Genomic DNA, 26,732 nt, shown 5'->3' on the forward strand with positions numbered 1-26,732 from the left:
CGAGATCCATCCATGTCTTTCGATGTCATTTCCGTAATCGGGCTCGGCTATATCGGCTTGCCGACCGCCGCCGCATTCGCGGCGCGACGTAAATCGGTGGTCGGCGTCGACGTCAATCGCGCGACGGTCGATACGATCAATCGCGGCGACGTGCATATCGTCGAGCCGGAGCTCGACATGCTGGTACGTGCGGCCGTGACGCAGGGACATCTGCGGGCAACCGACACGATCGAGCCGGCCGATGCGTTCCTGATCGCGGTTCCGACGCCGTTCGGCGCGGGACACAAGCCGGATCTGACCCACGTCGAGGCGGCGAGCCGCGCGATCGGGCCCGTCCTGAAGAAGGGCGATCTCGTCGTGCTGGAATCGACGTCGCCGGTCGGCACGACCGAAAAGATCGCCGCGTGGCTCGCGGCGATGCGGCCCGATCTCACGTTCCCGCAGCAGGCCGGCGAACAGTCGGATATTCGGATCGCGCACTGCCCCGAGCGCGTGCTGCCGGGGCACGTGATTCGCGAACTGGTGGAAAACGATCGCGTGATCGGCGGCATGACGCGGCGGTGCAGCGAGCAGGCCGCGGAACTGTATCGGGTCTTCGTGCGCGGCGAGTGCGTGTTGACCGATGCGCGTACGGCCGAAATGTGCAAGCTGACCGAGAATTCGTTCCGCGACGTCAATATCGCGTTCGCCAATGAGCTGTCGGTCATCTGCGAGTCGCTCGACATCAACGTGTGGGAACTGATTCGCCTGTCGAACCGGCATCCGCGCGTGGACATCCTGCAACCGGGGCCCGGCGTAGGCGGGCACTGCATCGCCGTGGATCCGTGGTTCATCGTCGATTCCGCGCCGGAGCACGCGCGGCTGATCCGCACCGCGCGCACGGTCAACGACGACAAGCCGAACCACGTGCTGGACCGGATCGAGCATGTCGCGAAGCGCTTTCGCGAGCCGGTGATCGCGTGCTTCGGGCTCGCGTTCAAGGCCGACATCGACGACTTGCGCGAGAGTCCGGCCGTCGGCATCGTCCGCGAGCTGGCGAATCGCGAGATCGGGCAGGTCATCGCGGTCGAGCCGAACATCCGTCAGCTTCCCGCATCGCTGGAAGGGCGCGTGATGCTCGGCGAGGTTGCCGATGCGCTGGCGCGCGCGGATATCGTCGTGATCCTCGTCGATCATCGGCAATTCAAGCAGATCGATCCGATGAAGCTGCACACGAAGATCGTGATCGATACGCGCGGGTTGCTGGCGCGCGAGCGGCAGGCGGCGTGATCCGATGACGGCGCGCATGTCGAACGCAGCCCGTGCGATCACATCGTCCGGCCCACGGCCGGGCGGGGCAGGGCTCGGCCGCAATTTCGCCGCGATGCTGCTGTGGCAGATCGGCATGTATGCCATTCCGCTCGCGACGTTCCCGTATCTGACCCGCGTGCTCGGTCCGGCGCAATTCGGCGTGGTCGGCTATGTCACGGCGCTGACGGTGTATGGAACGATACTGACCGAATGGGGGTTCAACCTGAGCGGCCCGCGAGCGGTCGCGCAGTGTCGCGGCGATCCGCGGCGGTTGAGCGAGCTGGTCTGGTCGATCGTCGGCGCGAAGGCGTGCCTGTGCGTGGCGTCCGGCGCGATTCTGGCCGTCGTGCTGATGGCCGACCGCACGCTCGCGGCCATGTCCACGGCGATCTGGATCGGCTGGCTGGGTGTGATCGCGAACGTGTGGACGCTCAACTGGCTGTTGCAGGGGCTCGAGCGATTCTCGTCGTTTACCGCGGTCGCGCTGGCGAGCCGGTTCGCGGCATTGCCGCTGACGTTCTGGCTGGTCCGCTCGCCGGCGGACGTCGACATGGCGATCGCGATCCAGTCGCTGACGTCGGTGCTCGCGGCCGGCGGTTCGATGCTGATGGCGCGCCGCCTCGGGTTGCTCGGCCACCGGCATTTTTCGTGGCGTGCAATTCGCGCGCAATTGGCCGACGGGGCGGACATGTTCGTGTCCACCGCATCGGTCAGCCTGTTCAGCGCTGCGAACACGGTGATCGTCGGGGCGCTCGGCGGACCGTATCAAGTGGGACTGTATGCCGCGGCGGACAAGTTGAAGACCGCGGGAAACATGGTGCCCGCGCAGATCAACACGGTTCTCTATCCCCGGATTGCCGCGCTGTTCGCACAGCGGCAACCGGAGGGCGCGCGTGCAGCCGCCCGGCTCACGATATCCGGCGGCATTGCGATCGTGTTCGTGACGAGTATCGGCATTGCGATCTGCCTGTCTTGTTCGGATGTGCTGACGCGGCTCGTGCTCGGAGACAAATTCGCCGGCGCGTCGTCGATCGTGAACGTCCTCTGCTTGTCGACCTTGTTCGGCAATCTCGCGTATTTCCTCGGGCTCCAGGTGCTGGTGCCGTTCGGCGGCGCACGCCGACGCGCGCGCGTGATGCTCGCGGCTGGCGTGCTCAACATAGTGCTCGCGGTGCTGCTGGTGCCGCGATGGGGCGCGGCCGGCGCGGCTGCCGCGTACCTCGTTGCGGAGCTCGCATTGCTCGCGGTCTTTGCATTGTGGATCGCGCGGTCGGCGACGCTGCGCGAACACTTTGCGCGGTCAACCAGAACGAAGGCGCGCCATGACATTTGATATTCGCGTGATATCGCTGGTCGATTCGCCGAGACGCGCGGCGATTCGCGAGATCGTGAGCCGTCACGGCGTCGAGTTCGACTTCGAGGACGCGTTCGATGCACGGGCGCTCGACGCGCAAGCGTGCTCGGCCATGACGGACGCCGCGCGGGTCATCGCACGCTACGGACGACCGCTGAGCCGCGGTGAAGTCGGCTGTTTCATCAGCCATGTCCGCGTGTGGGAAAAAATCGTGCGGTCGGGGCGCGCGGCCGTCGTGCTCGAGGATGACGCGATGCTCGATCACGCGCTGTTCGAACGTCTGCTGTCGATTCCGGGTGAGGTGCTCTCCGACCATGCGGACATCGTGCTGCTGGGCCGCTCGAAACTGTCCCGCGATCGTGCGGCGCTGGCCTACCTGTACGAACCGCTGAAGCGGGCGCGGCGGATCGGCGGGCTGCGGATCGGCGTGCCGTTCAAGCAATGGACGAGTGGATCGGTGGGTTACTGGATCAGCGTAGACGGCGCGCGCAAGGCGCTCGAACATGCGCGCGGTCCGGTCGCGGCTCTGCTGGACGACTGGCCGTGGCATCGCGATCACGGCGGGTTGCGCATCGCCGAGTTGCGTCCGTATGCGGTGTGGGAGGCATTCGAGACGATGCCGAGCGCCATCGAAGCCGGGCGCGCCGCGCTGTCGTCGCGGCGTCACGGCGCGCGTGAATGGTTGCTCAAACCGCTGCGCGTGCTGCGTGCCGTCTTTCGCTGGCTGATCGTGGCCACGCTGACGCTCACCGCATCGCGCGGCCGACTCTTCGCTCGCCATGGATGACAGCCTTCGCTTCTCGTACGGGCCGCGCTCGCCGCGATTCGTCACCGATCCGGCGACGCGAATCGCCGCGACGCTGGTATGGGCGACCCTCGGCATCGGGCTCGTGTTGTCACCGCTCGGCGACTTCCTGTCCGTCTACATGACGAACAGCGCGGCGTCGCACGGGAACGACGCGCGCATCTCCCTGCTGGTCCGCGGCGTGATGGTCGCCGGCCTTCTGGCGTTCACGTTATCCGGGTTTCGCGCGAGGATGTCGGGCGTTCGCATCACGATCGCGGCGGTGCTGGCGGTTTGCGTGACGCTTGGCGCCTACGTGCTCGGCACGCTGACCGATCGCGAGGTGATCGAGCAGAGCGTGTTCGTGCTGAAGGTGTTTTCGTTCTTCGTCTATCCGGCGGCCATGGCGCTGCTCAGCGATCGGCGCCTCGCGCAGATCGAATCGGTGGTGTTCGTCGTGTTGTCGATCTATGGCGCATCGATCGTGATGGGCGCGGCGATGTCGATCGAGATGTTCCGCAGCTATCAGGCCGAGACGCACATTCGCTCGGGATACAAGGGGATCGTCTACGCGCAGAACGAAGCCGCCGCGTTGATCGTCGTCGCGCTGGGATTCGCGTACCTGCACGCGTTGACACGCGGCTGGCGCGCGCGCAGCGCGGCGCTCGCGACGTGCATGCTGGTCGCGGCGATGTTGTCCGGCACGAAAGGCGCGGTGGTCGGCGCGCTGGGGATGACGTGCGCCTACTGTTACGCGCGCTTCGACGTCATCAAGGCGACTCGCTATGTCGGCATGGCTGCTGCGGTGCTGGTGTCGTCGGCGATCCTCGCGTATCTGTTCATTCCGGCGGTGAACGACGCGGTGGAACTGAGCCTGCGCTATTTCTCGCATCAGGGCGGACGTATCGGCAACGACAAGATGCTCACGCTGCTGCTGTCCGGACGGAACCTGAAATTCGCAAACGTCTGGGACGATCTGCAGCAACGCAATTTCGTCGCGTTGCTGACGGGCGGATATCCGGTCGTGCGCTACATGGTCGAGATCGACATTCCCGATCTGATCCTGATGCTCGGATTGCCGCTCTTCGCCGTCTATTTCGCTGCGCTTTCGCGTGCATTCCTGTGCCGCGGGCCGCGCACCATGTCGCGCAGATTCGGTCGGCTGTTCTTTGTCGTGCTGTTCGCGATGGCTTCCACGGCCGGACACGTGCTCGGTTCGGCCGTGATCAGCCCGTTTCTCGCGTTGATCGCGGTCATGATCCGGCGCGACATGCAGCGGGCGGTGCGGGAGAGGGCGTGCTGATGAGAAAGGTTGCGACGGATGCGAAAGAGCCGACAGGCACGCGCCGGATACGCGTGCTGCACGTCGGACCCGGGTATGGCCAGCGCGGCGGCATTGCGTCGGTGCTCGGAGAACTGATGGCGCAGCGCGACGCGTTTGCGAACGCGTCGATTCAGATCGCGTTCTTCGGAACGCACGGATTTCGCAAGGTACGCGATGCGGCGAGCTTCATGTGGCTGGACGTTGCGCGATTTCTCCGCGACGTATGGAGCGCGGACATCGTGCACTTTCACGTGTCCGAACGAGGATCGTTTTATCGGAAGCTGCTGCTGTCGCGGATCGCGAAACTCTGTCGGCGACGTGTCGTCTTCCATCTGCACTCGGGAAATTTCGATCGCTTTGCAGAGCGGGCGGGCCCATTGACCCGTATGGCGGTTGCCCGGTTCGTGGGCAGCGCGGATGCGGCGGTAGGCGTCTCGAACGCGTGTGTGCGCGTGCTGAACCGGTTCAGGGATGGTGCGGGCGACGCGCGCGTGATCGCGAATACGGCCGTCGATGCGCAGAACGCGCGTCGTCCGGCATTGGGGGTGCCCGACCGCCCGTACATTGCGTTTGCCGGTCGTCTGTCCGAGCAAAAAGGGATCGCGACGTTGATCGACGCGCTGGCCGTGGTGAATTCAATGGGCGGCGCTATCGATCTCGTGATGGCGGGCGATGGCGATACACGGCGGTGGCGCGACCATGCGGAGGCGTTGGCCCTGGACGATCGCGTTCGATTCGCCGGTTGGCTCACCGGGTCGGTCAAATCCCGCTTCTATCAAGAAGCCACGCTGTTCTGCCTGCCGAGCCGGTTCGAATCGTTCGGCATCGCCGCGCTGGAGGCCATGTTCTACGGGGTGCCGGTGGTGGCGACGCGCGTGGGAGGCCTGGCCGAGCTGGTCGATGACGGCGTCACCGGATACCTCGTCGAACCGGACGATGCGGCGGCACTCGCGCGCGCGATGCACGCGATCGCCGGCGATCCGGCGCTTCGCGAACGCATGGGGCAGGCTGCCCGCGAGCGTGCGCGGCGCTTGTACGGAGCCGAGGCGGTCGTTGCCCGGTATGTGGATTGTTATCGACAACTAGTCGGAAGGAGCTGACATGAATACGAAGCGAGATTTTCGACGTGCGCTGGTGGCAGCATGCATCGGCTTGACGATTGCGGCCGATGCGATGGCGTCGGCGTCGGATTTCACGAAATCGGTGCATGTCGAATCCTACCGGCCGATTTACACGAACGACTGGCAAAGCGGAATCGGCGACATCGAAATTCAGGCGGTACGGCGCTCGGACGTCATGTTGGCAGCGGATCCGGCGGATCCCGCACGTCGGTCGATTCGCGTGCAGATCCAGAAAAGCGAAAATTTCACGTATCTGATCAATGGACTGCCGCGCGCGGAATTCGCGTTGCCCCGCGACGTCGTCTTTTCTCCGGGGCACGATTATCTGATCTGGTGGCGCACTTATCTGCCGCGCGACTTTGCATTCGATTCCCGGCAGATGGAGATCATCACGCAGATCCATCAGAGCGGCCTGGTCGGATCGCCGCCGTTCATGCTGACGCTGCTCGGCAACGAGTACACGTTCTCCGTGCGCGGCGGCACCAATACCGCCCATGGATTCGGCGGGCGGCTTTGCTGCGCGTCCGCCGATCGCGGGAAATGGGTCGACTGGGTGCTGCAGTACACACCCGATGCAAGCGGCGAGCGTGCGATCACGCACCTGTGGAAAAACGGCACGAGCGTTTTCGAAGGAAGCGGGAAGCCGAATGCGTATCCCGGCGACGTGAGCGCCTATCTGAAGTTCGGCGTATACAAGCCGGGTTGGCAGACAGACCCGTCGGACGTCGACATCATCACGCTGTACTTCGGCAAGGTCGCGATCGGCGCCAGGAAGGCCCGGCAATGAGCGCCACGCCCGATCCCGTGCAGGTTTCGGACGCCGTGCTGGCGCATTGCCGCCGACACGCGTATGCCGGCCACGACCCGTTCGACGGTTTGAACAGCCGCTTGTTCAAATACACCGGGTTGTCGAAATTTCCGATGGCCCGCATCGCCTGGTTGCAGATGCACAAACGCAGCCCGTTCAATTTCAGACAAGTCCTCGGTGTTCCGCGAATGCGCAATCCGAAGGGCGTCGCGCTCATCGTGCTCGGCCTGCTCGAGCGCGAACGACGCATCGGCGACGGAGCGAGCCTCGACGAGGCCCGCACGCTCGGCGATTGGCTGCTGGAGCAGCGCGTGGACCGCAAGCGCTGGCGCCACAGCGCATGGGGCTATCACTTCGACTGGGCTGCCCGGGCATTCTTCGTGCCGGTCGGCACGCCGAATGCGATCAGTACCTGCTACGTCGCGCGTGCGTTGTACGCGCTGGGCGACGTCACCGGCGAAGCCCGCTTCACCGACGTGGCGGTCGATGCGGGCCATTTCCTGGATGCGCTGTACCTGCCGCATCAGGGCGCCGGCTATTTCGCCTATATCCCGGGCGAGCGCGCGTTCGTTCACAACGCCAATCTGTGGAGTGCGGCGTTCGTGGCCGAAACGGCGGTGCGGACCGCCGACGCGTCGATGCGCGAACGCGCGATCGCCGCCGCACGGTTGACGGCTTCGATGCAACGACCGGACGGCGCGTGGGCGTACGGCTTACGCGGCCATCACGGCTTCGTCGACGGGTTCCATACCGGCTACAACCTCGAAGCGCTGCATCGGCTGCAGCACGTGTGTCGAACCCGCGTGTTCGCCGAGTCGATCGATCAGGGGCTCGCCTACTATCGGGACACGTTCTTTCTGCCCGATGGAACCGTCAAATATTACGACGACAGCGTCTGGCCGCTCGATATGCACTCCGTTGCACAGGCGCTGATCACATTGCTGACCGTCTCGACGTCGGAAGCCGACTACGCGTTGGCCGTGCGCGCATTCGAGCGGGCGGTGGAGACGCTCTACATGCCGGACGACGGCCGCTTCGTCTACCAGCGCAGCGCGCGCTTCACGAACCGCGTCGATTATTTGCGGTGGACCCAGGCGTGGGCGTTCTACGCGATCGCGTTGCTCGCGAACCGGGTTCACGCCGCCGATACCGCCAACGCTTGCCTATCCAGACCGGAAGTCCTATGAATCGAATCGAGTTGTTTGGTTGTCCGATGGACGTCGCGACGATGTCGGAAACCGTCGAGTTGATCCGCAATCGTATCGCGCATCGGCAGTTCACCCAGCACGTGGTCGTCAACGTGGCCAAGCTGGTCAATATGCAGGCCGACCGGGAACTGGCCGGGTCGGTGACGGCGTGCGACATCATCAACATCGACGGCATGGGCGTGGTGTGGGGCGCGCGTGCGCTCGGCCATCCGGTCGGCGAGCGCGTCGCCGGCATCGATCTGTTCGATCGTTTGCTGCAAATGGCGCAGGAGGATGGACTGCCGGTCTTCATGCTCGGCGGAACCGATGCCGTCGTCACCCAGGCCGCATCTGCGATCGCAAGAAAATATCCGCACTTGAAGATCGCCGGGATTCATCACGGCTATTTCTGGGATGACGAGGAAGCCGTGGTGTCCAGGATCCGCGCGTCCGGCGCACGGTTGCTGTTCGTCGCGATCACGTCGCCGCGCAAGGAGAATTTCATCAATCGATGGAAGGCCGAACTCGGTGTCGATTTCGTGATGGGTGTGGGCGGCACGTTCGACGTCGTTGCCGGCAAAGTCCGACGTGCGCCAGCCTGGATGCAGAAAGCCGGTCTCGAATGGCTGTTTCGGGTGCTTCAGGAGCCGAGACGCATGTGGAGGCGTTACTGGACGACCAATAGCCGATTCGCGTGGATGTTGTTGCGCGCCCGTTTCGCGGCGCGGCCGCGCCGCATGCCGACACGGCGTATCGGGCATTGAGCTGTTCGGGGGCGTTCGACGCTCCCGCCACGGGGCCGCCGCCTTTTCGTACAATCAGCGCATTATCGACGGCGTCCGACTCATGCCCCTCCTTCCCACCACCGCCACCGCCCCCTTCTGCCCGTCGGAAGTAAAGGGCAGCATCACGATCGACGCCGGCGCGTCGCGCTGGATGAAGCTCAAGCGCTTCTTCGGCCCTGGCCTGCTGGTCGCGATCGGCTACATGGACCCCGGCAACTGGGCGACCGACATCCAGGCCGGCTCGCAGTTCGGCTATGCGCTGCTGTGGGTCGTCGCGTTCTCGAGCGTCGCCGCGATCTTCCTGCAGATGCTCGCCGCGCGGCTCGGCCTCGTCGCCGGCAAGGATCTCGCGCAGGCCAGCTACGACCGCTACGGTCCGTTCGGGCGCGTGTTGCAGTGGGTCACGGCGGAAGTGTCGATCATCGCGTGCGACATCGCCGAAGTGCTCGGCTGCGCGCTCGCGTTCAAGCTGCTGCTCGGCGTGCCGCTCGCATGGGGGATCGTGCTCACCGCGCTCGACACGGTGATCGTCCTCGGGCTGCAGGGCAAGGGCGTCAGGCAGATCGAGGCGATCGTGCTCGGGCTGATCGCGACGATGGCGTTCTGCTTCGTCGCGCAGGTCGCGATCACGCCGCCCGACTGGCATGCGGTCGCGAAGGGGCTCGTGCCGGGCGACCCCGGCCGCGACCGCAAGGACGCGATCGTGCTCGCGCTCGGCATCGTCGGCGCGACGATCATGCCGCACAACCTGTATCTGCATTCGTCGGTCGTGCAGACGCGCCATGTGGTCGGCGGCGCGCGCGGGCTGATCCGCGACACGCTCGCGCTGGTGCGCATCGATACCTGCGTGTCGCTGTTCGTCGCGATGCTCGTCAATGCGGCGATCCTGATCGTCGCGGGCGCCGCGTTCCATGCGACCGGCCAGCACAACGTGACCGACATCGAACAGGCGTACCGGCTGATCACGCCGATCGCCGGCGGCGCGGCCGCGCTGCTGTTCGGCATCGCGCTGCTCGCGTCCGGGCAGAGTTCGACGCTGACCGGCACGATCGCCGGCCAGGTGATCATGGACGGCTTCTTGCACACGAAGATCCCGTGCTACCAGCGCCGGCTGATCACGCGCGGGCTCGCGCTGGTGCCCGCGTTGATCGGCGTGCTCTGGCTCGGCGAAAACTCGGTCGGACAGCTGCTCGTGTGGAGCCAGGTGCTGCTGAGCCTGCAGCTGCCGTTCGCGATGTGGCCGCTGATCAGATCGGTCAGCGACCGCAAAACGATGGGGGAGCACGCGATCGGCCGCAAGACGCAGGCCGTCGCCTGGGCGCTGTTCGTCGTCATCACGGGGACGAACCTGCTGCTGATCACGGGTGTCGCGGGCTGATACAGCCTGTCACAGGCTGAAACAGGCGCACGGCCCGCTTGCGTTAAACTGCGGCCTTTCTCCCGCTGTCAGAAGTCCGTTATGTGGAGTGAAATCAGCAACATAGGCGATGCCGCACTGACCCTGCCGGTCGCGCTGACCTGCGCGCTCTGGCTCGCGCTGTCGAACTGGCGGCTCGCGGTGCGCTGGGTCGTGCTGCTTGCGGCCGGCATGAGCGTCGTCGGCGCCACGAAGATCCTCTACGCGGGCTGCGGGATCGAGCTCCCGCAGTTCGACTTCCGCGTGATCAGCGGCCACACCATGCTGTCGACGTCCGTGTGGACGGTCGCCCTGTCGATGCTGTGGCAGGCGTTTCTCCCCGGCAAGGCGCCGGGCGTGGCGGCCGGCCTCATCGTCGGCGCATTGACGGCCGTCGCGCGCGTGTTCGACCATTCGCACACGACGCCCGAAGTCGTCGTCGGCTGGCTGCTCGGCGCAACGGTCGCGCTGGCGTTCCTGCACGCGTACAACCGCTTGCCGCGGCGCGCGTTCTCGCCGCGCATCGCGGCCGTCTGCCTGCTGCTCGTGTCCGGCATCGCATACGGGCATCGCGCGCCGTTCCAGCAGATGATCGACACGCATTCCCCGCAGTTCTGCGCGTTCATGCGCGCGTCCGGCGACGGTTTCTGACGAGCTTGCCCGGAAGGGTCCGGGCATCGGCGCGCCGGCGCCGGATGCGACCGTCGCCCGGCGGCTGTCCCGCGGCTCATTCCATTCGCTTCCCGTCGTCCGCACAAGCCGGCCGGGGTTCGGCCTTCGCCGAACCGGTATCCCGGTTGATCGGGCGCGTTGCGCGGTTTCGGCGCGAATGTCATCAGTCGTGCCTATGACCGGGCATGATGAATATTCATTTCATCGATTGGCGGCATTCGCGTACGCTGGCGTGCATTCGATCGGCGCGGACCACGGCGGCCTGCGCGGTTTGTCCGATGCGCAACGGCCGGGTCGCTATACTCGCGCAATCGGCGGTCGTCGCGCTCGCGCACGGCAACGGCCGTCGCGGTACGCTTCCGCCACGACGATCCACGATAGGAGCAAGCTTCCATGACAGTCGTTTCCCCGCGCCTCGCAGGCAAGTGCGCATACATCACGGGCGCCGCCGGCGGCCTCGGCCGCGCGATCGCGCGCCGGATGGTTGAGCAGGGCGCGCGCGTGTTCCTGACCGACGTCGCCGATGCGGCGGTGCTCGACGCATTCGCGCACGAGCTCAATGCGGGACGCGCGACGCCGGTCGCGTTCGCAGCCACGCAGGACGTGCGGGACGAAGCGCGCTGGCAGGCGCTGCTCGTGCAGGCGGTCGATGCGATGGGCGGGCTGTCGGTGCTCGTCAACAACGCGGGCGTGGGCTCGATCGGCTCGCCCGCGCAAATCGAGCTGGACGAATGGCGGCGCGTGATGGCGATCAACGTCGAGAGCATCGTGCTCGGCTGCAAGCATGCGCTGTCGTACCTGGCCGAGAGCCATCCCGCGTCGATCATCAACATCTCGTCGGTGGCCGCGTTCAAGGTCGAGCCGGATTTCACCGCATACAACGCGTCGAAGGCGGCGGTCGCGTCGCTGACGAAATCGGTCGCGATCGATTGTGCGCGCCGCGAGCTCGACGTGCGCTGCAACTCGATCCACCCGGCGTTCATCCGCACGGGAATCGTCGAGCCGCTGTTTGAGTCGCTCGGCGAACGCGATGCGACGCGCAAGCTCGTGCGCGGCATTCCGCTGCGCCGGCTCGGCGATCCGGACGACGTCGCGCATGCGGCCGTCTATCTGGCGTCCGACGAGAGCCGCTTCGTGACTGCCGCCGAACTCGTGATCGACGGCGGTATGTGCGCGGTCTGACGCGCGCCGAACACAACTACCGGAGGAGAACATCGTGGCGACACTCGTGAACCGTCAACTGTTGCTGAAGACGCGCCCTGAAGGGCGAGTCGGCCGCGAACACTTTTCGTTCGTCGAAACGCTGGTGCCGGCGCTCGCCGACGGCGAAGTGCTCGTGCGCGTGCTGTATCTGTCGATGGATCCGACCAACCGCGTGTGGATGAGCGACGTGCCGCAATACCTGCCGCCCGTCGCGATCGGCGACGTGATGCGCGCGCTCGGCATCGGGCGTGTGGTCGCGTCGCGCCACGCGGGTTTCGCCGAAGGCGACCTCGTGCAGGGGCTCGTCGGCTGGCAGGATTACGCGGTGGTGCCGGCCGACCAGGCCGCGCAGCTCGTGAAGCTGCCCGCGCAGCCGGGCCTGCCGTTGCCGACGCTGCTCGGCGCGTGCGGGATGAGCGGCCAGACCGCGTACTACGGGCTGACCGACATCGCGCCGGTGCAGGCGGGCGAGACGCTCGTCGTGTCGGCGGCGGCCGGGTCGGTCGGCTCGATTGCGGGCCAGATCGGCAAGATCCACGGCGCGCGCGTGGTCGGCATCGCGGGCGGCGCGGACAAGTGCCGCTATCTGACCGAGACGCTCGGCTTCGACGCGGCGGTCGACTACAAGGCCGACGATTTCCGCGAGCAGTTGAAGCGGGCGACGCCGGACGGTGTGCACGTGAACTTCGAGAACGTCGGCGGCGAGGTGATGCGCGCGGTGCTGTCGCGGATGGTGATCGGCGGGCGCGTCGCGCTGTGCGGCGTGATCTCGAACTACAACAGCGGCCGCGCGGCGGACGACGTCGGCGTGCTGATCTCGAAACGCATCACGATGCGCGGCTTCCTGATCCTCGACTACCGCAACAGCCGCGAAGCGGTGCAGACGCTCGCCGGCTGGCTGCGCGACGGCCGGCTCAAGGCCGAGGAAACGGTTGCCGACGGGCTCGAGAACGCGCCGGACGTGCTCAATCGCCTGTTCGACGGCGACCATCGCGGCAAGCTCGTGCTGCGCGTCGATCCGGACGCATGACCGGCCGCGCGTTCGCGCGTTGACTTCGAACAGGGGGCATCGATCGACGGCTTGCCACATATATTGTTTCGCGCGCTGTTCTTGAAGTGAATCGCCGGCAAAAGGCAGCGTGGCGTGCGCGTCACGTCGCCGTGTTTTTGCGCGGCGAAAAGCGCGGCTCCGCTTGCGGACGAAGATGGAACAGGCAGCGTCGGCAGCGCAGCGCGATCGAACGATGCGCTGTCGCGACGGCGTGCCGACGGTGGCCGGGCCGGCGCCGGAAAGCGAGACGGGCGCCGCGGCGCCCGTCGTGATCAGGGTTTCGTCATCCGTGGCGCGCCGCACCGATCATGAGCGGGGCGGCGCGGCCGCGCGTCACTCGCCCTGTTCGGCGCGTGCGTAGATGTCCCAGCTCGCCATGAACAGCGCGGCGACGAGCGGCCCGATCACGAAGCCGTTGATGCCGAACAGCGCCATGCCGCCCAGCGTCGAGATCAGCACGACCCAGTCGGGCATCTTCGTGTCCTTGCCGACGAGCACCGGACGCAGCAGGTTGTCGACGAGGCCGATCACGCCGACGCAGAACGCGACCAGAATCACGCATTTCCAGATCGCGCCGGTCGCGAGGAAGTAGAGCGCGGCAGGCACCCACACGATGCTCGCGCCGATCGCCGGCAGCAGCGACAGGAACGCCATCAGCGCGCCCCACAGCACGACGCCTTCGATCCCGAGGATCCAGAAGATCAGCCCGCCGAGCGCACCCTGCACGAGCGCGACCGCGATGTTGCCCTTGACGGTTGCGCGCACAACCGTCGTGAACTTCGCGAGCAGCAGGTTCTTGTGCTCTTCGTCGAGCGGGATCGCGCGGCGCACGCGCCGGCCGATCTCGCCGCCGTCGCGCAGCAGGAAGAACACCATGTACAGCATCACGCCGAAGCTGACGACGAACTGGAACGTGTTCTGGCCGATGCTGAGCGCCTGCGCGGCCGCGAACTGGCTGATCTGCGCGGCGCCGTCCGTCAGCTTCTTCTGGATACCGGGAACGTTGGTCAGCCCGTACTTCTGCAGCAGGTGCTGAATCGACGTCGGCAGCGCCTGAATGATGTCGTGGACGTACTTCGAATAGTTCGGCGGCGCGTCCTTGAGTTCCTGGTACACGTACGCGATTTCCTGCACGAGCGTCGCCATGACGAACACGAGCGGCAGAATCACGATCAGGATGATCAGCGACATCGTCACGAGCGCGGCCAGATTGCGCCGCTTGCCGAAGCGTGCGGCGAGCCAGCGCTGCACCGGCTGGAACAGGATCGCGAGAATGGTGCCCCAGAACACGGCTCCGGAGAACGGCGCGAGGATCCAGCAGAGTCCGACGGTGACCGCGAACAACAGGAAATAGAAGAATTTTTGGTGATCGTGTCCGCTGTCCATGGAAGGTTCGCGCAGATTGTTGTCTGGTTTGATTGAATCTCGTTGCCACGCGCGCGATCGGCTCGCGAACGTCACGCATTCGCGGCGCGGCGCGCCGCACGGCGGCCCGAACGGCAGTATGCCCGCAAAGGTGCCGCCATCATAGCCGCTGCGCGCGGCACATGCGAAAACGCCGCGGCCGGAGCCGCGGCGTTGCCGGGATGCACACGCGGCCGCGCCGCGCCGGATCGTCAGATGTTGAGCTTCGTGACCTTGGTGCCGTTCACCGACAGGTCGCCCATCAGGCCGGCGTTGGTCAGCACCAGCACTTCGACCGGTGCGGTCGCCGTGTTGGTATCGACCGCGCCGTTCGCACCGACCTTCACGACCGCGACCGACGCGTCGGCGCCGGCCGACCAGCCGTCGGACTTGCGGAACGTGTCGAGCGCATCCTGCGTCATGAACAGGAACACGACCGCCTTCGACTGTGCGCCGGCCTGCAGGCCGATCGACAGCGACGACGTGTTGTAGTACCCGACGGTGCTGCCGCCGACGCGCAGCGCGCCGTTGCCGGACTGCGCGCCGACGATGAAGCCGGCCTGCAGCACGTTCGGGAACACCAGCACGCCGCGCGCCTTCGATACCAGGTCACGCGAACCGGGCACCGTCGAATAGAGGCGCGACAGCGTCGCGTTCACGCTCGAGTCGATCGACTGGCGCTTCGACGCGCTGGTCGCTGCGTTATCGGGTTTGTCACGCGTGGTGGTGCAACCGGCCAGCGCGAGACTGCCGATCATCACGGCTGCGGCGGCTTTCAGGGCGAGGGATTTCTGCATGGCGTTTCTCCTTCGTTGTCGGGTTGAGGACGGACGGGATGAACCCGCTCAACGGCGGGAAAGGAGCAGGCCCGCGACGAATGCGAGGCCCGCGACGACGCCCGCGGTCTGCCACGGGTTGTCGTGCACCGCTTGCGACACGCGTTCGGCCGATTCGCGCAGCCGGGCGGCCGCGGTGCCCGACGCGTAGTCGAGCGTGCTGCGTGCCTCGTCGAGTCGTGCCTGCACGCGCTTGCGCAGCGCGGCGATATCGCCGTCGCCATCGTTCTTCAGCAGGTCTTCCAGTTCGTCGACCAGCCCGCGCAGATCGTCGGTCACGTCCGCATGCAGGTCGCGGGCGGCCGCGCGCGTCGTGCGTCCCACGCGCCGGCCGGTGCGACGGATGTCGGACAGGCCGCGGTCCAGCTTGTGTTCGATCGAGTCGGTGAGCGCCATGGTGTTTATCCTCCTTCGATTTGATTTGCAGGCCAATTTGAAGATAAGACGAATCCCAGCAACCAGTGTGATTCACATCAGCCAATTGAGTTTCGAGACAAATTTTCAATTCGCCGGCAAGATCCCCGGGAAGCCCCGCTCCATCGGGCAGGCCGGCGGTTGAAAAAATTTCGCAATCGGCCGAAGCGGCGTAGCGGGCTCGTTGCACGAAGCGAAAGTCCGGTAAATATGGCGTCGCCTGGTGAATCAGGTAAATAGTGCCGTTGCATGCGTTTCGTTGATGCAATTGCACTAATCGCCATGTCGTGACCGAGCACGCTTCGTGCCCGCGGCGGCTCGAATCGCGCCTTCGTCCAGCGCAAGGTCGATCACGACGGGATCGTGGTCCGACGAACGGTATGCATCGGATGCGTAATAGGCCGCCCGTTGCGCCGGCGTTTTGTAATCGGGCACGGATTGCAGCGCAACCGGTTCGTCGGCGTTGACGTGCCACGCGTGCACGGCCTTCACGCGGGCGGCAAGCGGGGACGTCGCGAGCGCGTGGTCGAGGTTGCCCGCTTCGCCGCGGAATACGTAGCTGTAGCCGGCATGGCCGGCGAAGCGCGCAACGAGGTTCGTGTAGCCGTGCGCTTCGAGTGCGCGCAGCGGATCTTCGTTCGCGTAGCTGTTCAGGTCGCCGATCAGCAGCACGCCGTCGGCCGCGGCGCCGGTCGGGGTCGTCGCGAGCCACGCGGCGATGCGCTCGGCCGCGCGCGTGCGCGCCGCGTTCCAGCAGCCCTGGCCGTCGGACTGGTCGAGATCGGCGCCGGCGGCGCGCGGGCAGTTCTTCGACTTCAGGTGATTGACCGCGACCGTGAATGCGCGGATGCCGCCGATGCGTCGAAACGTCTGCGCGAGCGGCTGGCGGTTGCGCCCGTCGAGCGCGACGGTCGACGCGCGGCCGACCGGTTCGATCGTCCGGCTGTCGTACAGCAGCGCGACCGCGATCGCATCGCGGCCGAGCCGCGCGGTGCCGGGGTGGACCGCGCGCCAGCCGTCGCCGAGCCGGGCCGTGAGCCGCTGCACGGCACTTGCTTCGCCGTAGCCGTTGTTCGCGATCTCCATCAGGCCGATCACGTCGGCGCCCAGTGCGCGCAGCGCGGCGACGATCTTCGCTTCCTGTCGCGCGAACGCGGCGGGTGTCTTCGCGCCGCGAACGGGCTGGTCGCCGAGGCCGCCGCCGTCGCCGTCGCCGTTGAAGTAGTTGAACACGTTGAACGACGCGACGCGCACGTCGGCCTGCGGATGCCGCGCCGGCGCATCGGTCCGCGGATTCGGCGCGGCGTCGAATACGGGCGCCATCGCCGGTACGGGCTGCAGTCGCCAGGTGCCGTAGCGCTTCTCGAGCACGCCATCGACGCCGCGAACCGTGTAGCCCGCGCGCAACGTGTTGGCGGCACTCAGTGCGGGCGGCGGATAGCGGGCGATCGCGGGGTTTACGCGGCTCGAGCCGTCGTCGAGCACGATCCGGTTGCGCGCATTGACCGCAGCCCGCGCGGCGGCTTGCGCCGGCGGCGCCACGTGAGTGGGCGCGTATAGGCGGCCGTGGCTGAGCACGATGCTGCCGTAGCGGCCCAGCTCGAAAGTGTCGCTGACCGTCAGCGTTTGCGGAAACCGCACGCGCATGCCTTCATGCGCGGCAAAAACGGCGTCGTCGTCGACCGGCAGCGTCAGCGAGGCCGGCGTGACGGTCTGCCCGCGTGCGCACACGGCCGCGTGGCCCGACAGCGTCAGTTGCGTGCGGCCGTATTTCTGCTCGATCCTGCCGGTGACGTGCACGAGTTCGCCCGGGCGGACGCGTGCGTTCGGCGCATAGACGAACAGGCCTTCCGGGACGCCGGGCCGGTGCCGCCGCTGCGCGTCCGCCTGCTGGACGAAGAACCCGCCGAAGCCGTCGGCGCCGCCGAATGCCGCGGTGACGACCGCTTCGATCGACGTGGTGCGGCCGGCCAGCGGCGAGCGGCCGCCGGGATGCCGGATGTCGGCGATCGCCATGGTCGGGCCGCCGCAGTCGGCGCTGACCGGCAGCGCGGCGCTGGCGGGCGCGGTGCAAAGGGCGACGGAGGCGGCGAGCGCGAACGGCGGCGGCAGGCGTGACATGGAGCGTTCCCCAGGAAGAAAATTCGAGCATTCGGGACGGCATCTTGACGGCAAAATCGCGTGTTGCGGTCGAAATGGCCATCAGGCCGATGCCGAACGGCCAACGATGGCGGCAGCGCGCGCCGGGGCTGTTACGCTTCGCATCTGGCGTGTCATTTCGGCCCGCGATCCGAACGCTTGCACGCACGGCCCTACAGGAGATCTCCATGTCGTACATGCTGTTGATTGTCGAACCGACCGGCCAGCGCGCCGAGCGCACGCTGGAAGACGGGCAGGCGCTTTACGCGCGGATGGTCGATTTTGCCGAGACGCTGAAAGCGCGCGGCGTGCTGCGCGGCGTCGAGTCGCTGGAGCGTTCCGAACGCGCGACGCGCGTGCAGGTGCGCGACGGCGAGACGCGCCTCGTCGACGGTCCGTTCGCCGAGGCGAAGGAAATGGTCGGCGGCTTCTTCATCGTCGACGTCGACACGCGCGACGAAGCGATCGAGATCGCGCGCCAGTGCCCGGCCGCGCAATGGTGCACGGTCGAAGTCCGTGCGGTCGGCCCGTGTTTCCTGTGACGGCCGCTTCTCGGTGTTAACCCGGATTCGTCGTGCCGCACGTCGATCCGGCGGCTTGCCGCCCGTCGTCCGTATGAGGCGCCGATGAGCGGACGCCGCTATTCACCGACAAGGAGTGAGCGATGCGATTCATGATCATGATCCGGGCGAACGCCGTCAGCGAATCCGACGCATTGCCGGACAACCGGCTGGTCGAGGCGATGACGGCCTATCACGAGGAACTGGCCAACGCCGGCGTGCTGCTCGATGCGAACGGCCTGCGCCCGAGCAAGCGCGGCTGGCGCGTGCGGTACACCGGCGGCAAGGGCACGGTCGTTGACGGCCCGTTCGCGGAGACGAAGGAACTGATCGCCGGCTATACGCTGATCCAGGTGCGCTCGCGCGACGAAGCGCTGGAATGGACGCGCCGCTTTCCGGCGCCGTTCGGCGCGGAGATGGACTGCGAGATCGAGGTGCGGCCGCTGTTCGAACTCGACGACCTGACGCCGAGCGAAGCGGTCGAGCGGTTTCGCGACCTCAACGTCGGGCGCAGCCGGCCCGTGTGAACGCGTCGTCACCAGGAGCGATCTTCATGCACAGGATGGTGTTCATCAATTTGCCGGTGGCCGACCTGCCGCGCGCGAAGGCGTTCTATGTCGCGCTCGGCTTCGGCGTCGTGCCGGCGTACACGACCGAACAGGGCGCGTGCATCCGCGTCGGCGACGCGATCTTCGTGATGCTGCTCGTACGGCCGTTTTTCCAGACCTTCACCGGCAAGACGCTGGTCGAACCGGCGACGCACGTGCAGGTGCTGCCGTGCCTGTCGTGCGACAGCCGTGCCGACGTCGATGCGCTCGTCGCGAAGGCGCGGGCGGCCGGCGGCGCGGTGCCGCGTGAGCCGCACGCGTATCCGGGCATGTATACCCACGACTTTGCCGACCCGGACGGCCACGAATGGGGGCTGGTCTACGCGGAGCACGACGCGGCCGGCCAGGGGCCGGCGTCGTGACGCGCGAGGCGACCCATCGTGCGATCGAGGCCGTCTGGCGAATCGAGGCGCCGAAGATCATCGCCCGCGCCGCACGGGTGGTGCGCGACGTCGGCGTGGCCGAGGAGCTTGCGCAGGATACGCTCGTCGCGGCGCTCGAGCACTGGCCCGTCGATGGCGTGCCCGACAACCCCGCTGCGTGGCTGATGACGGCCGTGAAGCGGCGCGCGCTCGATCGGGTCCGGCAGGAGTCGCTGCACGCGGCGAAACGCGACCAGCTCGGACATGAAATGGACGCACTCGAAGCGCACGTCGTCCCGGACATCGCGGACGCGATCGCCGATGCGCGCGACGACGATATCGGCGACGACCTGCTGCGGCTGATCTTCACGTCGTGCCATCCGGTGCTGTCGACCGATGCGCGCGTCGCGCTGACGTTGCGGCTGCTCGGCGGGCTGACCACGGGCGAGATCGCGCGCGCGTTCCTGTCGCCGGAGCCGACGATCGCGCAGCGCATCGTGCGCGCGAAGCGCACGCTCGCGGCGGCGCGCGTGCCGTTCGAGGTGCCGGCCGCAGATGCGCGGCCCGCGCGTCTCGCGTCGGTGCTCGAAGTGATCTATCTGGTGTTCAACGAAGGCCATGCGGCAACCTCGGGCGACGACTGGACGCGCCCGGCGCTGTGCGACGAGGCGCTGCGGCTCGGCCGCGTGCTGGCCGGGCTGATGCCGGACGAAAGCGAGGTGCTCGGGCTCGTCGCGCTGATGGAGCTGCAGGCGTCGCGCATGCATGCGCGTACCGATGCGCACGGGCGGCCCGTGCTGCTGCTCGACCAGGATCGCAGCCGGTGGGATCCATTGCTGATCCGGCGCGGCCTCGCGGCGCTCGACCGGGCAACGAAGCTCGGCGGCGTGCGCGGACCGTATGCGCTGCAGGCCGCGCTGGCGGCGTGCCATGCGCGTGCGCGGCATGCGTCGGAGACGGACTGGGCGCAGATCGTCGCGCTGTACGACGCGCTTGCCGAGGTCGCGCCGTCGCCCGTCATCGAGCTGAACCGCGCGGTGGCGGTGGGAATGGCGTTCGGGCCGGCCGCGGCGCTGGAGATCGTCGACGTGCTGCGCGACGATCCGGCGCTCGCGCGTTATCACTGGCTGCCGAGCGTGCGCGGCGACCTGCTCGCGAAGCTCGGGCGCGCGGACGAAGCGAAGGCGGAATTCCGCCGCGCGGCCGAATTGACCCGCAACGAGCGCGAAAGGGAATTGCTGCTGAAGCGGGCGACGGATGCGTGACGCGTGACTCGCGGCGCCGCATGGGTATGCTGCGCCGCAAGCCGCAAGCCGCAAGCCGCAAGCCGCAAGCCGCAAGCCGCAAGCCGCAAGCCGCAAGCCGCAAGCCGCAAGCCGACCCCAAATCCGTCCCCTATCGTCCGGATTGAAAAAGCCTATTGGGGGATGCGAACGCAAGCGCCTAGATTGAAGAGCACGATGCGTGCGCGCTCCGCACCCGCATCGTTCCCCACATACATCATCGGCCCGGCTTCGCACGCGGCCGCGCCGACTTCAACGGAGGCGCAAATGGCTCAACTCAAGGGCAGCAAGACCGAAGAGAATCTGAAGGCCGCATTCGCGGGCGAATCGCAAGCGAACCGGCGTTATCTGTATTTCGCTTCGAAGGCCGACGTCGAAGGCCAGAACGACGTGGCCGCGCTGTTCCGCTCGACCGCCGAAGGCGAAACCGGCCACGCGCACGGCCACCTCGAATACCTCGAAGCCGTCGGCGATCCGGCGACGGGGCTGCCGTTCGGCTCGTCGCGGCTGAACCTCGAATCGGCGATCGCCGGCGAGACCCACGAATACACCGACATGTATCCGGGCATGGCCAAGACGGCGCGCGAAGAAGGCTTCGACGAAATCGCGAACTGGTTCGAGACGCTCGCGAAGGCCGAACGCAGCCACGCGAACCGCTACACGAAGGCGCTGGACGCGCTCGTCGACTGACGCGAGCCGCCGCCAGCCCGCACGACCGGCGCGGAACATCCGGCGGCCGGCCGTGCGTCGATCGCCGCCCGCCGCGCGGGCGGTGCGTCCGCGCGCATGCGCGCCACGCTGGAGCGCACCATGCCCCACAAGGAAGGCAGTCTCGAAGCCCCGACCCGGCATCCGCTCGACTGGCAGTCCGAAGCGTTCTACGACCAGGCCGCGATCGACGCGGAAATGACGCGCGTCTTCGACATCTGCGCCGGATGCCGGCGCTGCGTGTCGCTGTGCGGCGCGTTTCCCGCGCTGTTCGACCTCGTCGACGACACACCGATGGGCGACGTCGACGAAGTGCCGAAGGCCGCGTTCGGCAAGGTCGTCGACCAGTGCTATCTGTGCGACCTCTGCTACATGACGAAATGCCCGTACGTGCCGCCGCACGCATGGAACGTCGACTTCCCGCACCTGATGCTGCGCGCGAAGGCGGCCCGCTACCAGCGCGGCGAAGCGCCGCTGCGCGACGAGGTGTTGTCGAACACCGACGCGCTCGGCCATTTCGCGGGCATTCCGATCGTCACGCAGGCGGTGAACGCGGTGAATCGCACGCCGCCCGCGCGCCACGCGCTCGAAGCGGTGCTGGGCGTCGACCGCAATGCGTGGCTGCCGGAATTCGCGCCGCGCAAATTTCGCCGCGCCGCGAAGCGCTCGGACGGCCCGCCGGTACGCGACGGCGAACGCACGCCCGGCAAGGTCGCGATCTACGCGACGTGCTACGTGAATTTCAACGAGCCCGGCATCGGCCACGACCTGCTCGCGATCCTCGCGCACAACGAGATTCCGTACGAGCTCGTCAGCCGCGAAGCCTGCTGCGGGATGCCGCTGCTCGAGCAGGGCAACCTCGCCGGTGTCGCCGCGAAGAAGGCCGTCAACATCCCCGTGCTGGAGCGCTACGCGCGCGACGGCTATGCGCTGATCGGCGCGATCCCGAGCTGCGTGCTGATGTACAAGAGCGAACTGCCGCTGATGTTTCCCGATGACGAAGCCGTGCGCGCGGTGGCCGATGCGTTCTGGGATCCGTTCGAATACGTGATCGCGCGGCATCGCGACGGCTTGCTGAAGACGGATTTCAAGCAGGGCCTCGGCACCGTGTCGTATCACGTGCCGTGCCATGCGCGCGTGCAGAACATCGGCCGCAAGACGGCCGACACGCTGTCGCTCGTGCCGGATACGCGCGTGAACGTCGTCGAGCGCTGTTCCGGTCACGCGGGCACGTTCGGCGTGAAGAAGGCGTTCCATGCGGACGCGATGCGCATCGGCACGCCGGTGTTCAACGCGATGGCCGAGCCGAAGCCGGATGTCGTGTCGTCGGACTGCGCGCTCGCCGGTCATCACATCGTGCAGGGGATCGGCGAGAAGGGGCTGCCGGACGCGCCGCTCGCGCATCCGCTCACGCTGCTGCGCCGCGCGTACGGCATCTGACGCGCTGGAACCCCCTTCGTTGCGAACACATCGACGACATCCGACGACATCGAGGACATCCCATGACGCTGACCCGCAACTCCCTGCTGACGCTCGAAGCGTACGCGAAGATCCGCAAGGCCGAACACGCGCGGCTCGTCGCGTACAAGCGCCGCCGCGCGGTGGCGCTCGGCAACCATCTGCGCTTGCTGTTCGAGGACGAGACGACGATCCGCTATCAGATCCAGGAGATGCTGCACATCGAGAAGATCTTCGACGAGGCCGGCATCGAAGGCGAGCTGGAAGCCTATCTGCCGCTCGTGCCCGACGGCACGAACCTGAAGGCGACGCTGCAGATCGAATACGAGCACGAGGCCGAGCGGCGGGCGGCGCTCGCGCGGCTGATCGGCGTCGAGGATCGCGTGTACCTGCAGGTGGACGGCCATCCGGCCGTGTATGCGATCGCCGACGAGGATCTCGACCGCGACAACGCGGAGAAGACGTCGGCCGTGCACTTCGTGCGCTTCGAATTGAGCGGGCCGATCCGCACGGCGCTCAAGGACGGCGCCGCGCTGTCGATCGGCTGCGATCATTCGGCCTATACGGTCGCGCCGCAACGCGTGGATGCCGACGTGGCCGCATCGCTCGCCGGTGATCTGCGCTGACGCGTTCGTTGCCGGGGCAACGATCGCGGCCACTGCGTTCGCCGGCCCCTGCGGCACAGTCCGCCGGCAGGCGCCGTGCGCATTTCGCGTCCAAGATGTAACAAGCGTGTCCGCGCTTGCATGCCGAGAAGCAATGTGCATTGGACGTCAGCGCGCTTTCGTGACTCGCAGAGAAACAATAAAAAGATTGTGCACGGAGATAATTCGGTTCGGCGCAATTTGAACGATTTACCGATCCGTGAATGTCTTGTTACGAATTTATCCCTGATTTACCGATTTTAGGCGGCAGTCCCGCTGTTTGTTACCGACGAGGGTCGGATCACTCGCGAACAGCCGTGGCGCAGCCCGCTGGCACACCCCGGAAAGCCCCGCCGGACGGGGCTTTCCAGCCGCACGCATAACGATCGCGTAAAAAAATTCAAGGGTAAATGGATTGCGCTTCCTTGGCAGGTTGTTTCAGTGAGTAACATTAAGTCATTGTCATATTGAGATAAACCCTAGGGATGGTATGCTTCGTGCACAAAAATTCCCACATTGGAGTGAGACCGTGATTTGTGCGCCATTGCCGGGAATGGCGGCACCGGGAAAGTGCGGTGTCGCGCCGGCATGCACAACAATCGGATAACCATAATGTGCAACCGGGTCGCCCCGTGACGCGATGCGTGACGACGGCGCCGACAATCGCAGCCCCGGCCTGGCTGCGTGGAGAAATCAACTATGTTCTTCGATGAGCTTAACGATGAAGAGTGGTTGCGGATTTCGGCACTGATCGCCGACGAACCCATCCGGTTGAACCGCCGGGGCCGTCCACGTGCGGAGCCACGTGTGGTCGCCAACGCGGTGCTGTGGATCCTGACGACCGGCGAAGCGTGGTCCAAGCTGCCCGGACGCTATCCGTCTGGGCCGACATGCCGCCGCCGCTACGAGGAGTGGCTCGCGAACGGCACGCTGCTGCAGATGATCGACGTGCTGACGCAGTTCAGCGGGCGCACGTTCGCATACGTGCCGCCGCCGCCCGCGCCGGCCGCGCCGACGTGCCGGGCAGAGCCGGTGCCCGACAACGACCGTCTGCGCGGCGTGTTCTGGCAGAACCCCGAGTCGTGGCAATTGCCGGTCGCTCAGGCAAACGTTTGGGAGGGCGAGGGCGCGACCGCGGCCGAGAGGGCCGACGCGCGCGCGGACCAAGCGGCCGCCGTGTCGTTCGCGGTGCCGGGCGCGCAACCCGCGGCGCTGCGCCACGGGCGTCCGTCCGCCGCGAGCTTCGCGACGGCCGAGCCGCAAGTCGACGACTATCGCGGCTATACGATCTACGGGACCGCGCAGCCGGTGCAGAACCTGATGTACCGCGCGTGGGCCGAGATCATGCAGGACGACCGGCGCGTCGAACGCTCGGGCCTGATCGGCCCGCGCTTCACCGACGCGGAAGAGGCGCAGCAGTACGCGCTCGACTGGGCGCGTCAGTGGATCGATCGCCACGGTGCGAGCGACGAACCGGTGCGTGTGCCGCAGAGCGAAGTGCTGGCCGGCCTGTCCGCGCTGGCGCGCGCGGAGTCGGACATCAAGCGCTTCATCGCCGAGCGCCGCACGGGCGGGCTGGGCGAAAGCCGCAACGACCCGGTGCAGTCGGAGCGCCGCGAGTATGCGTATCGCGTAGGCTGATCGTCATCCGGGCGGACACGCGCGGGCCATCGTGGATCACGATGCCCGCGCGTTTTTTTTGCCCGTCGTTTTGTCTGCCGATGCGACGGATGCCGGGCACGTGATCGAAGCGCCCGGCATGCACCGCGTCACTGGCGGCCGTAGGTATCGTCGAAGCGGACGATGTCGTCCTCGCCGAGATACGCGCCCGACTGCACTTCGATCAGCTCGAGCGGCATCTTGCCGGGGTTCTCGAGACGGTGGGACACGCCGAGCGGGATGTACGTCGATTCGTTCTCGGACAGCAGGAACGTTTCGTCGCCGCGCGTGATGCGCGCGGTGCCGCGCACGACGATCCAGTGTTCGGCGCGGTGATGGTGCATCTGCAGCGACAGCCGCGCGCCCGGCTTCACGACGATGCGCTTCACCTGGAAGCGCTCGCCGTTGTCGACCGAATCGTAGTGGCCCCACGGGCGATGGACCTTGCGGTGATCGGTCGCTTCCGCGCCGCGTTCGGCCTTGATGCGGCCGACGATCTTCTTCACGTCCTGCACGCGGGATTTGTCGGCGACGAGCACGGCGTCCGGCGTTTCGACGACGACGAGGTTCTGCGTGCCGACGCACGCGACGAGCCGGCTTTCCGCATGCGCGAACGTCGATTCGGCGTCTTCGAACAGCACGCGGCCGCGGCCGACGTTCTCGGCGTCATCCTTCGGCAGGATCTGCCAGATCGCGTCCCACGAACCGACGTCGGACCAGCCCGCGTCGAGCGGCACGACGACGCTTTCGCACAGCTGCGGCTGGTTCGCGAGCGGCTCCATCACCGCATAGTCGATCGAGTTCGACGGCGACGCGGCGAACGCGTCGCGATCGACGCGGAAGAAGTCGCCGTCTTCCTTGCCGCGCGCGACGGCCTGTTCGCATGCCGCGTAGATCTCCGGTTCGAGCTGGCGGATCGCGTTCAGCCACACCGACGCGCGCACGATGAAGATGCCGCTGTTCCACCAGTATTCGCCGGACGCGACGTATTGCCGAGCGAGCTCGAGGTGGGGCTTTTCGACGAAGCGGTCGAGACGGCGCACGTCGAGATTGCCGGTGCCGGCATCGCCGAGCGGCGCGCCGACGCGAATGTAGCCGTAGCCCGTTTCGGCGCGGCCCGGCACGATGCCCATCGTCGCGATCCTGCCTTGCGCCGCGCAGTGCACGCCGGCTGCGACGGCCGCGTGAAAGCGCGGCAGGTCGGCCACCGCATGGTCGGCCGGCATCACGGTCATCACGGCATCGGCGCCGCCCGCGACGATCCGCAGCGCGGCGAGCGTCAGCGCGGGCGCGGTGTCGCGGCCGAGCGGCTCGAGCATGATCGACGCGCGCTTGCCGGTCAGGCGCAGTTGTTCGGCGGTGGTGAAACGGTGATCCTCGCCGCACACGATCAGCACGTCGTCGTTCAGCGGATGGCCGGTCGTCAGGCCGTCGAGCCGCAGCGCGGTGGATTGCAGCAGCGAGTGGTCGCCGAGCAGGCCGATCAGCTGCTTCGGATAGTGCTCGCGCGACATTGGCCACAGACGCGTGCCCGAACCGCCGGCAAGGATCACCGGCTGCACCGCGACGCGCGACCCGGCATCGGCTGCGGCGGAAGAAGAAGGGCGCGTATCGGCTAACACGTCCGGAGCATTCATGGACACTCTCCTCGATTGAAGTCAGTGCCTGTTTTGTAGCATGAA

At 66.9% G+C, this 26,732-nt stretch carries 25 protein-coding genes; 20 read left to right on the forward strand and 5 right to left on the reverse strand.

The window, feature by feature from the left end; all coding sequences use genetic code 11:
- Positions 1–12: 12 nt before the first annotated feature.
- From wecC to BSE24067_RS19520, 12 genes are all read left to right on the forward strand, one after another.
- Positions 13–1,269, forward strand: a complete 1,257-nt coding sequence (gene wecC, locus BSE24067_RS19465) for a UDP-N-acetyl-D-mannosamine dehydrogenase (protein WP_151065483.1) — start codon at positions 13–15, stop codon at positions 1,267–1,269.
- 16 nt (positions 1,270–1,285) lie between these two features.
- The gene (locus BSE24067_RS19470; protein WP_244130460.1) at positions 1,286–2,623 is read left to right on the forward strand and encodes a flippase; all 1,338 of its coding nucleotides are present in this window, start codon (positions 1,286–1,288) and stop codon (positions 2,621–2,623) included.
- Positions 2,613–3,431 (forward strand): glycosyltransferase family 25 protein, encoded by an 819-nt coding sequence (locus BSE24067_RS19475; protein ID WP_151065481.1) that lies wholly within the window; start codon positions 2,613–2,615, stop codon positions 3,429–3,431. The genes BSE24067_RS19470 and BSE24067_RS19475 overlap by 11 nt, the downstream gene beginning before the upstream one ends.
- On the forward strand, positions 3,424–4,731 hold the full coding sequence (locus BSE24067_RS19480) for an O-antigen ligase family protein (RefSeq protein WP_151065480.1): 1,308 nt from the start codon (positions 3,424–3,426) through the stop codon (positions 4,729–4,731). Before BSE24067_RS19475 ends, BSE24067_RS19480 begins: the two co-directional genes overlap by 8 nt.
- Positions 4,731–5,852, forward strand: coding sequence for a glycosyltransferase family 4 protein (locus tag BSE24067_RS19485; protein WP_151065497.1), 1,122 nt, complete (start codon positions 4,731–4,733; stop codon positions 5,850–5,852). The genes BSE24067_RS19480 and BSE24067_RS19485 overlap by 1 nt, the downstream gene beginning before the upstream one ends.
- Position 5,853: 1 nt before the next feature.
- Positions 5,854–6,660, forward strand: a complete 807-nt coding sequence (locus BSE24067_RS19490) for a heparin lyase I family protein (RefSeq protein ID WP_151065479.1) — start codon at positions 5,854–5,856, stop codon at positions 6,658–6,660.
- On the forward strand, positions 6,657–7,868 hold the full coding sequence (locus tag BSE24067_RS19495) for a prenyltransferase/squalene oxidase repeat-containing protein (RefSeq protein WP_151065478.1): 1,212 nt from the start codon (positions 6,657–6,659) through the stop codon (positions 7,866–7,868). The genes BSE24067_RS19490 and BSE24067_RS19495 overlap by 4 nt, the downstream gene beginning before the upstream one ends.
- Positions 7,865–8,632, forward strand: a complete 768-nt coding sequence (locus tag BSE24067_RS19500; protein ID WP_151065477.1) for a WecB/TagA/CpsF family glycosyltransferase — start codon at positions 7,865–7,867, stop codon at positions 8,630–8,632. Before BSE24067_RS19495 ends, BSE24067_RS19500 begins: the two co-directional genes overlap by 4 nt.
- A gap of 82 nt (positions 8,633–8,714) precedes the next feature.
- The gene (locus tag BSE24067_RS19505) at positions 8,715–10,031 is read left to right on the forward strand and encodes an Nramp family divalent metal transporter (protein ID WP_151065476.1); all 1,317 of its coding nucleotides are present in this window, start codon (positions 8,715–8,717) and stop codon (positions 10,029–10,031) included.
- Positions 10,032–10,112: 81 nt separating this feature from the next.
- Positions 10,113–10,700 (forward strand): phosphatase PAP2 family protein, encoded by a 588-nt coding sequence (locus BSE24067_RS19510; RefSeq protein WP_151065475.1) that lies wholly within the window; start codon positions 10,113–10,115, stop codon positions 10,698–10,700.
- 414 nt (positions 10,701–11,114) lie between these two features.
- The gene (locus BSE24067_RS19515; protein ID WP_151065474.1) at positions 11,115–11,903 is read left to right on the forward strand and encodes an SDR family oxidoreductase; all 789 of its coding nucleotides are present in this window, start codon (positions 11,115–11,117) and stop codon (positions 11,901–11,903) included.
- 34 nt (positions 11,904–11,937) lie between these two features.
- Entirely contained in the window at positions 11,938–12,954 is a 1,017-nt protein-coding gene (locus BSE24067_RS19520; protein WP_151065473.1) for an NADP-dependent oxidoreductase, read from the forward strand.
- 354 nt (positions 12,955–13,308) lie between these two features.
- On the opposite strand, the gene BSE24067_RS19525 is transcribed toward BSE24067_RS19520, so the two are convergent.
- The 4 genes from BSE24067_RS19525 to BSE24067_RS19540 all read right to left on the reverse strand — a co-directional run bounded on the left by BSE24067_RS19525 (position 13,309) and on the right by BSE24067_RS19540 (position 17,750).
- Positions 13,309–14,361, reverse strand: coding sequence for an AI-2E family transporter (locus tag BSE24067_RS19525; protein WP_151065472.1), 1,053 nt, complete (start codon positions 14,359–14,361; stop codon positions 13,309–13,311).
- A 230-nt stretch (positions 14,362–14,591) separates the two neighbouring features.
- Positions 14,592–15,176, reverse strand: a complete 585-nt coding sequence (locus BSE24067_RS19530; protein ID WP_151065471.1) for a BPSL1445 family SYLF domain-containing lipoprotein — start codon at positions 15,174–15,176, stop codon at positions 14,592–14,594.
- 48 nt (positions 15,177–15,224) lie between these two features.
- Complete coding sequence (locus BSE24067_RS19535; protein ID WP_040139310.1) at positions 15,225–15,611, reverse strand: ElaB/YgaM/YqjD family protein; 387 nt, start codon at positions 15,609–15,611, stop codon at positions 15,225–15,227.
- 291 nt (positions 15,612–15,902) lie between these two features.
- Complete coding sequence (locus BSE24067_RS19540; protein ID WP_151065470.1) at positions 15,903–17,750, reverse strand: ExeM/NucH family extracellular endonuclease; 1,848 nt, start codon at positions 17,748–17,750, stop codon at positions 15,903–15,905.
- 206 nt (positions 17,751–17,956) lie between these two features.
- Between BSE24067_RS19540 and BSE24067_RS19545 the strand changes: the two genes are divergently transcribed.
- The 8 genes from BSE24067_RS19545 to BSE24067_RS19580 all read left to right on the forward strand — a co-directional run bounded on the left by BSE24067_RS19545 (position 17,957) and on the right by BSE24067_RS19580 (position 25,032).
- Positions 17,957–18,310, forward strand: a complete 354-nt coding sequence (locus BSE24067_RS19545) for a YciI family protein (RefSeq protein ID WP_121858737.1) — start codon at positions 17,957–17,959, stop codon at positions 18,308–18,310.
- A gap of 122 nt (positions 18,311–18,432) precedes the next feature.
- Entirely contained in the window at positions 18,433–18,855 is a 423-nt protein-coding gene (locus BSE24067_RS19550; protein WP_151065469.1) for a YciI family protein, read from the forward strand.
- Between the two features lie 26 nt (positions 18,856–18,881).
- A complete protein-coding gene (locus BSE24067_RS19555; protein ID WP_151065468.1) occupies positions 18,882–19,298 on the forward strand; it encodes a VOC family protein in 417 nt (138 codons plus the stop codon).
- The gene (locus BSE24067_RS19560) at positions 19,295–20,563 is read left to right on the forward strand and encodes an RNA polymerase sigma factor (protein ID WP_151065467.1); all 1,269 of its coding nucleotides are present in this window, start codon (positions 19,295–19,297) and stop codon (positions 20,561–20,563) included. Before BSE24067_RS19555 ends, BSE24067_RS19560 begins: the two co-directional genes overlap by 4 nt.
- 285 nt (positions 20,564–20,848) lie before the next feature.
- Entirely contained in the window at positions 20,849–21,271 is a 423-nt protein-coding gene (locus BSE24067_RS19565; protein WP_040140994.1) for a rubrerythrin family protein, read from the forward strand.
- A 120-nt stretch (positions 21,272–21,391) separates the two neighbouring features.
- On the forward strand, positions 21,392–22,729 hold the full coding sequence (locus tag BSE24067_RS19570; RefSeq protein ID WP_151065466.1) for a heterodisulfide reductase-related iron-sulfur binding cluster: 1,338 nt from the start codon (positions 21,392–21,394) through the stop codon (positions 22,727–22,729).
- Positions 22,730–22,791: 62 nt separating this feature from the next.
- The gene (locus tag BSE24067_RS19575; protein WP_151065465.1) at positions 22,792–23,373 is read left to right on the forward strand and encodes a DUF3501 family protein; all 582 of its coding nucleotides are present in this window, start codon (positions 22,792–22,794) and stop codon (positions 23,371–23,373) included.
- 717 nt (positions 23,374–24,090) lie between these two features.
- The gene (locus tag BSE24067_RS19580) at positions 24,091–25,032 is read left to right on the forward strand and encodes a transposase (protein ID WP_151065464.1); all 942 of its coding nucleotides are present in this window, start codon (positions 24,091–24,093) and stop codon (positions 25,030–25,032) included.
- 128 nt (positions 25,033–25,160) lie between these two features.
- On the opposite strand, the gene BSE24067_RS19585 is transcribed toward BSE24067_RS19580, so the two are convergent.
- On the reverse strand, positions 25,161–26,687 hold the full coding sequence (locus BSE24067_RS19585; protein WP_151065463.1) for a mannose-1-phosphate guanylyltransferase/mannose-6-phosphate isomerase: 1,527 nt from the start codon (positions 26,685–26,687) through the stop codon (positions 25,161–25,163).
- Positions 26,688–26,732 lie beyond the last annotated feature (45 nt).

It is taken from the genome of Burkholderia latens (assembly GCF_902499045.1).
Taxonomy (GTDB): Bacteria; Pseudomonadota; Gammaproteobacteria; order Burkholderiales; family Burkholderiaceae; genus Burkholderia; species Burkholderia latens.

Bases quoted from the DNA above. Each gene is read 5' to 3' on its own strand.
- BSE24067_RS19530 (WP_151065471.1), bottom strand. From the start codon at position 15,176: ATGCAGAAATCCCTCGCCCTGAAAGCCGCCGCAGCCGTGATGATCGGC.
- BSE24067_RS19540 (WP_151065470.1), bottom strand. From the start codon at position 17,750: ATGTCACGCCTGCCGCCGCCGTTCGCGCTCGCCGCCTCCGTCGCCCTT.
- BSE24067_RS19585 (WP_151065463.1), bottom strand. From the start codon at position 26,687: ATGAATGCTCCGGACGTGTTAGCCGATACGCGCCCTTCTTCTTCCGCC.
- BSE24067_RS19525 (WP_151065472.1), bottom strand. From the start codon at position 14,361: ATGGACAGCGGACACGATCACCAAAAATTCTTCTATTTCCTGTTGTTC.
- BSE24067_RS19545 (WP_121858737.1), top strand. From the start codon at position 17,957: ATGTCGTACATGCTGTTGATTGTCGAACCGACCGGCCAGCGCGCCGAG.
- BSE24067_RS19495 (WP_151065478.1), top strand. From the start codon at position 6,657: ATGAGCGCCACGCCCGATCCCGTGCAGGTTTCGGACGCCGTGCTGGCG.
- BSE24067_RS19515 (WP_151065474.1), top strand. From the start codon at position 11,115: ATGACAGTCGTTTCCCCGCGCCTCGCAGGCAAGTGCGCATACATCACG.
- BSE24067_RS19565 (WP_040140994.1), top strand. From the start codon at position 20,849: ATGGCTCAACTCAAGGGCAGCAAGACCGAAGAGAATCTGAAGGCCGCA.
- BSE24067_RS19470 (WP_244130460.1), top strand. From the start codon at position 1,286: ATGTCGAACGCAGCCCGTGCGATCACATCGTCCGGCCCACGGCCGGGC.
- wecC (WP_151065483.1), top strand. From the start codon at position 13: ATGTCTTTCGATGTCATTTCCGTAATCGGGCTCGGCTATATCGGCTTG.
- BSE24067_RS19535 (WP_040139310.1), bottom strand. From the start codon at position 15,611: ATGGCGCTCACCGACTCGATCGAACACAAGCTGGACCGCGGCCTGTCC.
- BSE24067_RS19500 (WP_151065477.1), top strand. From the start codon at position 7,865: ATGAATCGAATCGAGTTGTTTGGTTGTCCGATGGACGTCGCGACGATG.
- BSE24067_RS19555 (WP_151065468.1), top strand. From the start codon at position 18,882: ATGCACAGGATGGTGTTCATCAATTTGCCGGTGGCCGACCTGCCGCGC.
- BSE24067_RS19575 (WP_151065465.1), top strand. From the start codon at position 22,792: ATGACGCTGACCCGCAACTCCCTGCTGACGCTCGAAGCGTACGCGAAG.
- BSE24067_RS19550 (WP_151065469.1), top strand. From the start codon at position 18,433: ATGCGATTCATGATCATGATCCGGGCGAACGCCGTCAGCGAATCCGAC.
- BSE24067_RS19505 (WP_151065476.1), top strand. From the start codon at position 8,715: ATGCCCCTCCTTCCCACCACCGCCACCGCCCCCTTCTGCCCGTCGGAA.
- BSE24067_RS19510 (WP_151065475.1), top strand. From the start codon at position 10,113: ATGTGGAGTGAAATCAGCAACATAGGCGATGCCGCACTGACCCTGCCG.
- BSE24067_RS19490 (WP_151065479.1), top strand. From the start codon at position 5,854: ATGAATACGAAGCGAGATTTTCGACGTGCGCTGGTGGCAGCATGCATC.
- BSE24067_RS19570 (WP_151065466.1), top strand. From the start codon at position 21,392: ATGCCCCACAAGGAAGGCAGTCTCGAAGCCCCGACCCGGCATCCGCTC.
- BSE24067_RS19480 (WP_151065480.1), top strand. From the start codon at position 3,424: ATGGATGACAGCCTTCGCTTCTCGTACGGGCCGCGCTCGCCGCGATTC.
- BSE24067_RS19475 (WP_151065481.1), top strand. From the start codon at position 2,613: ATGACATTTGATATTCGCGTGATATCGCTGGTCGATTCGCCGAGACGC.
- BSE24067_RS19485 (WP_151065497.1), top strand. From the start codon at position 4,731: ATGAGAAAGGTTGCGACGGATGCGAAAGAGCCGACAGGCACGCGCCGG.
- BSE24067_RS19580 (WP_151065464.1), top strand. From the start codon at position 24,091: ATGTTCTTCGATGAGCTTAACGATGAAGAGTGGTTGCGGATTTCGGCA.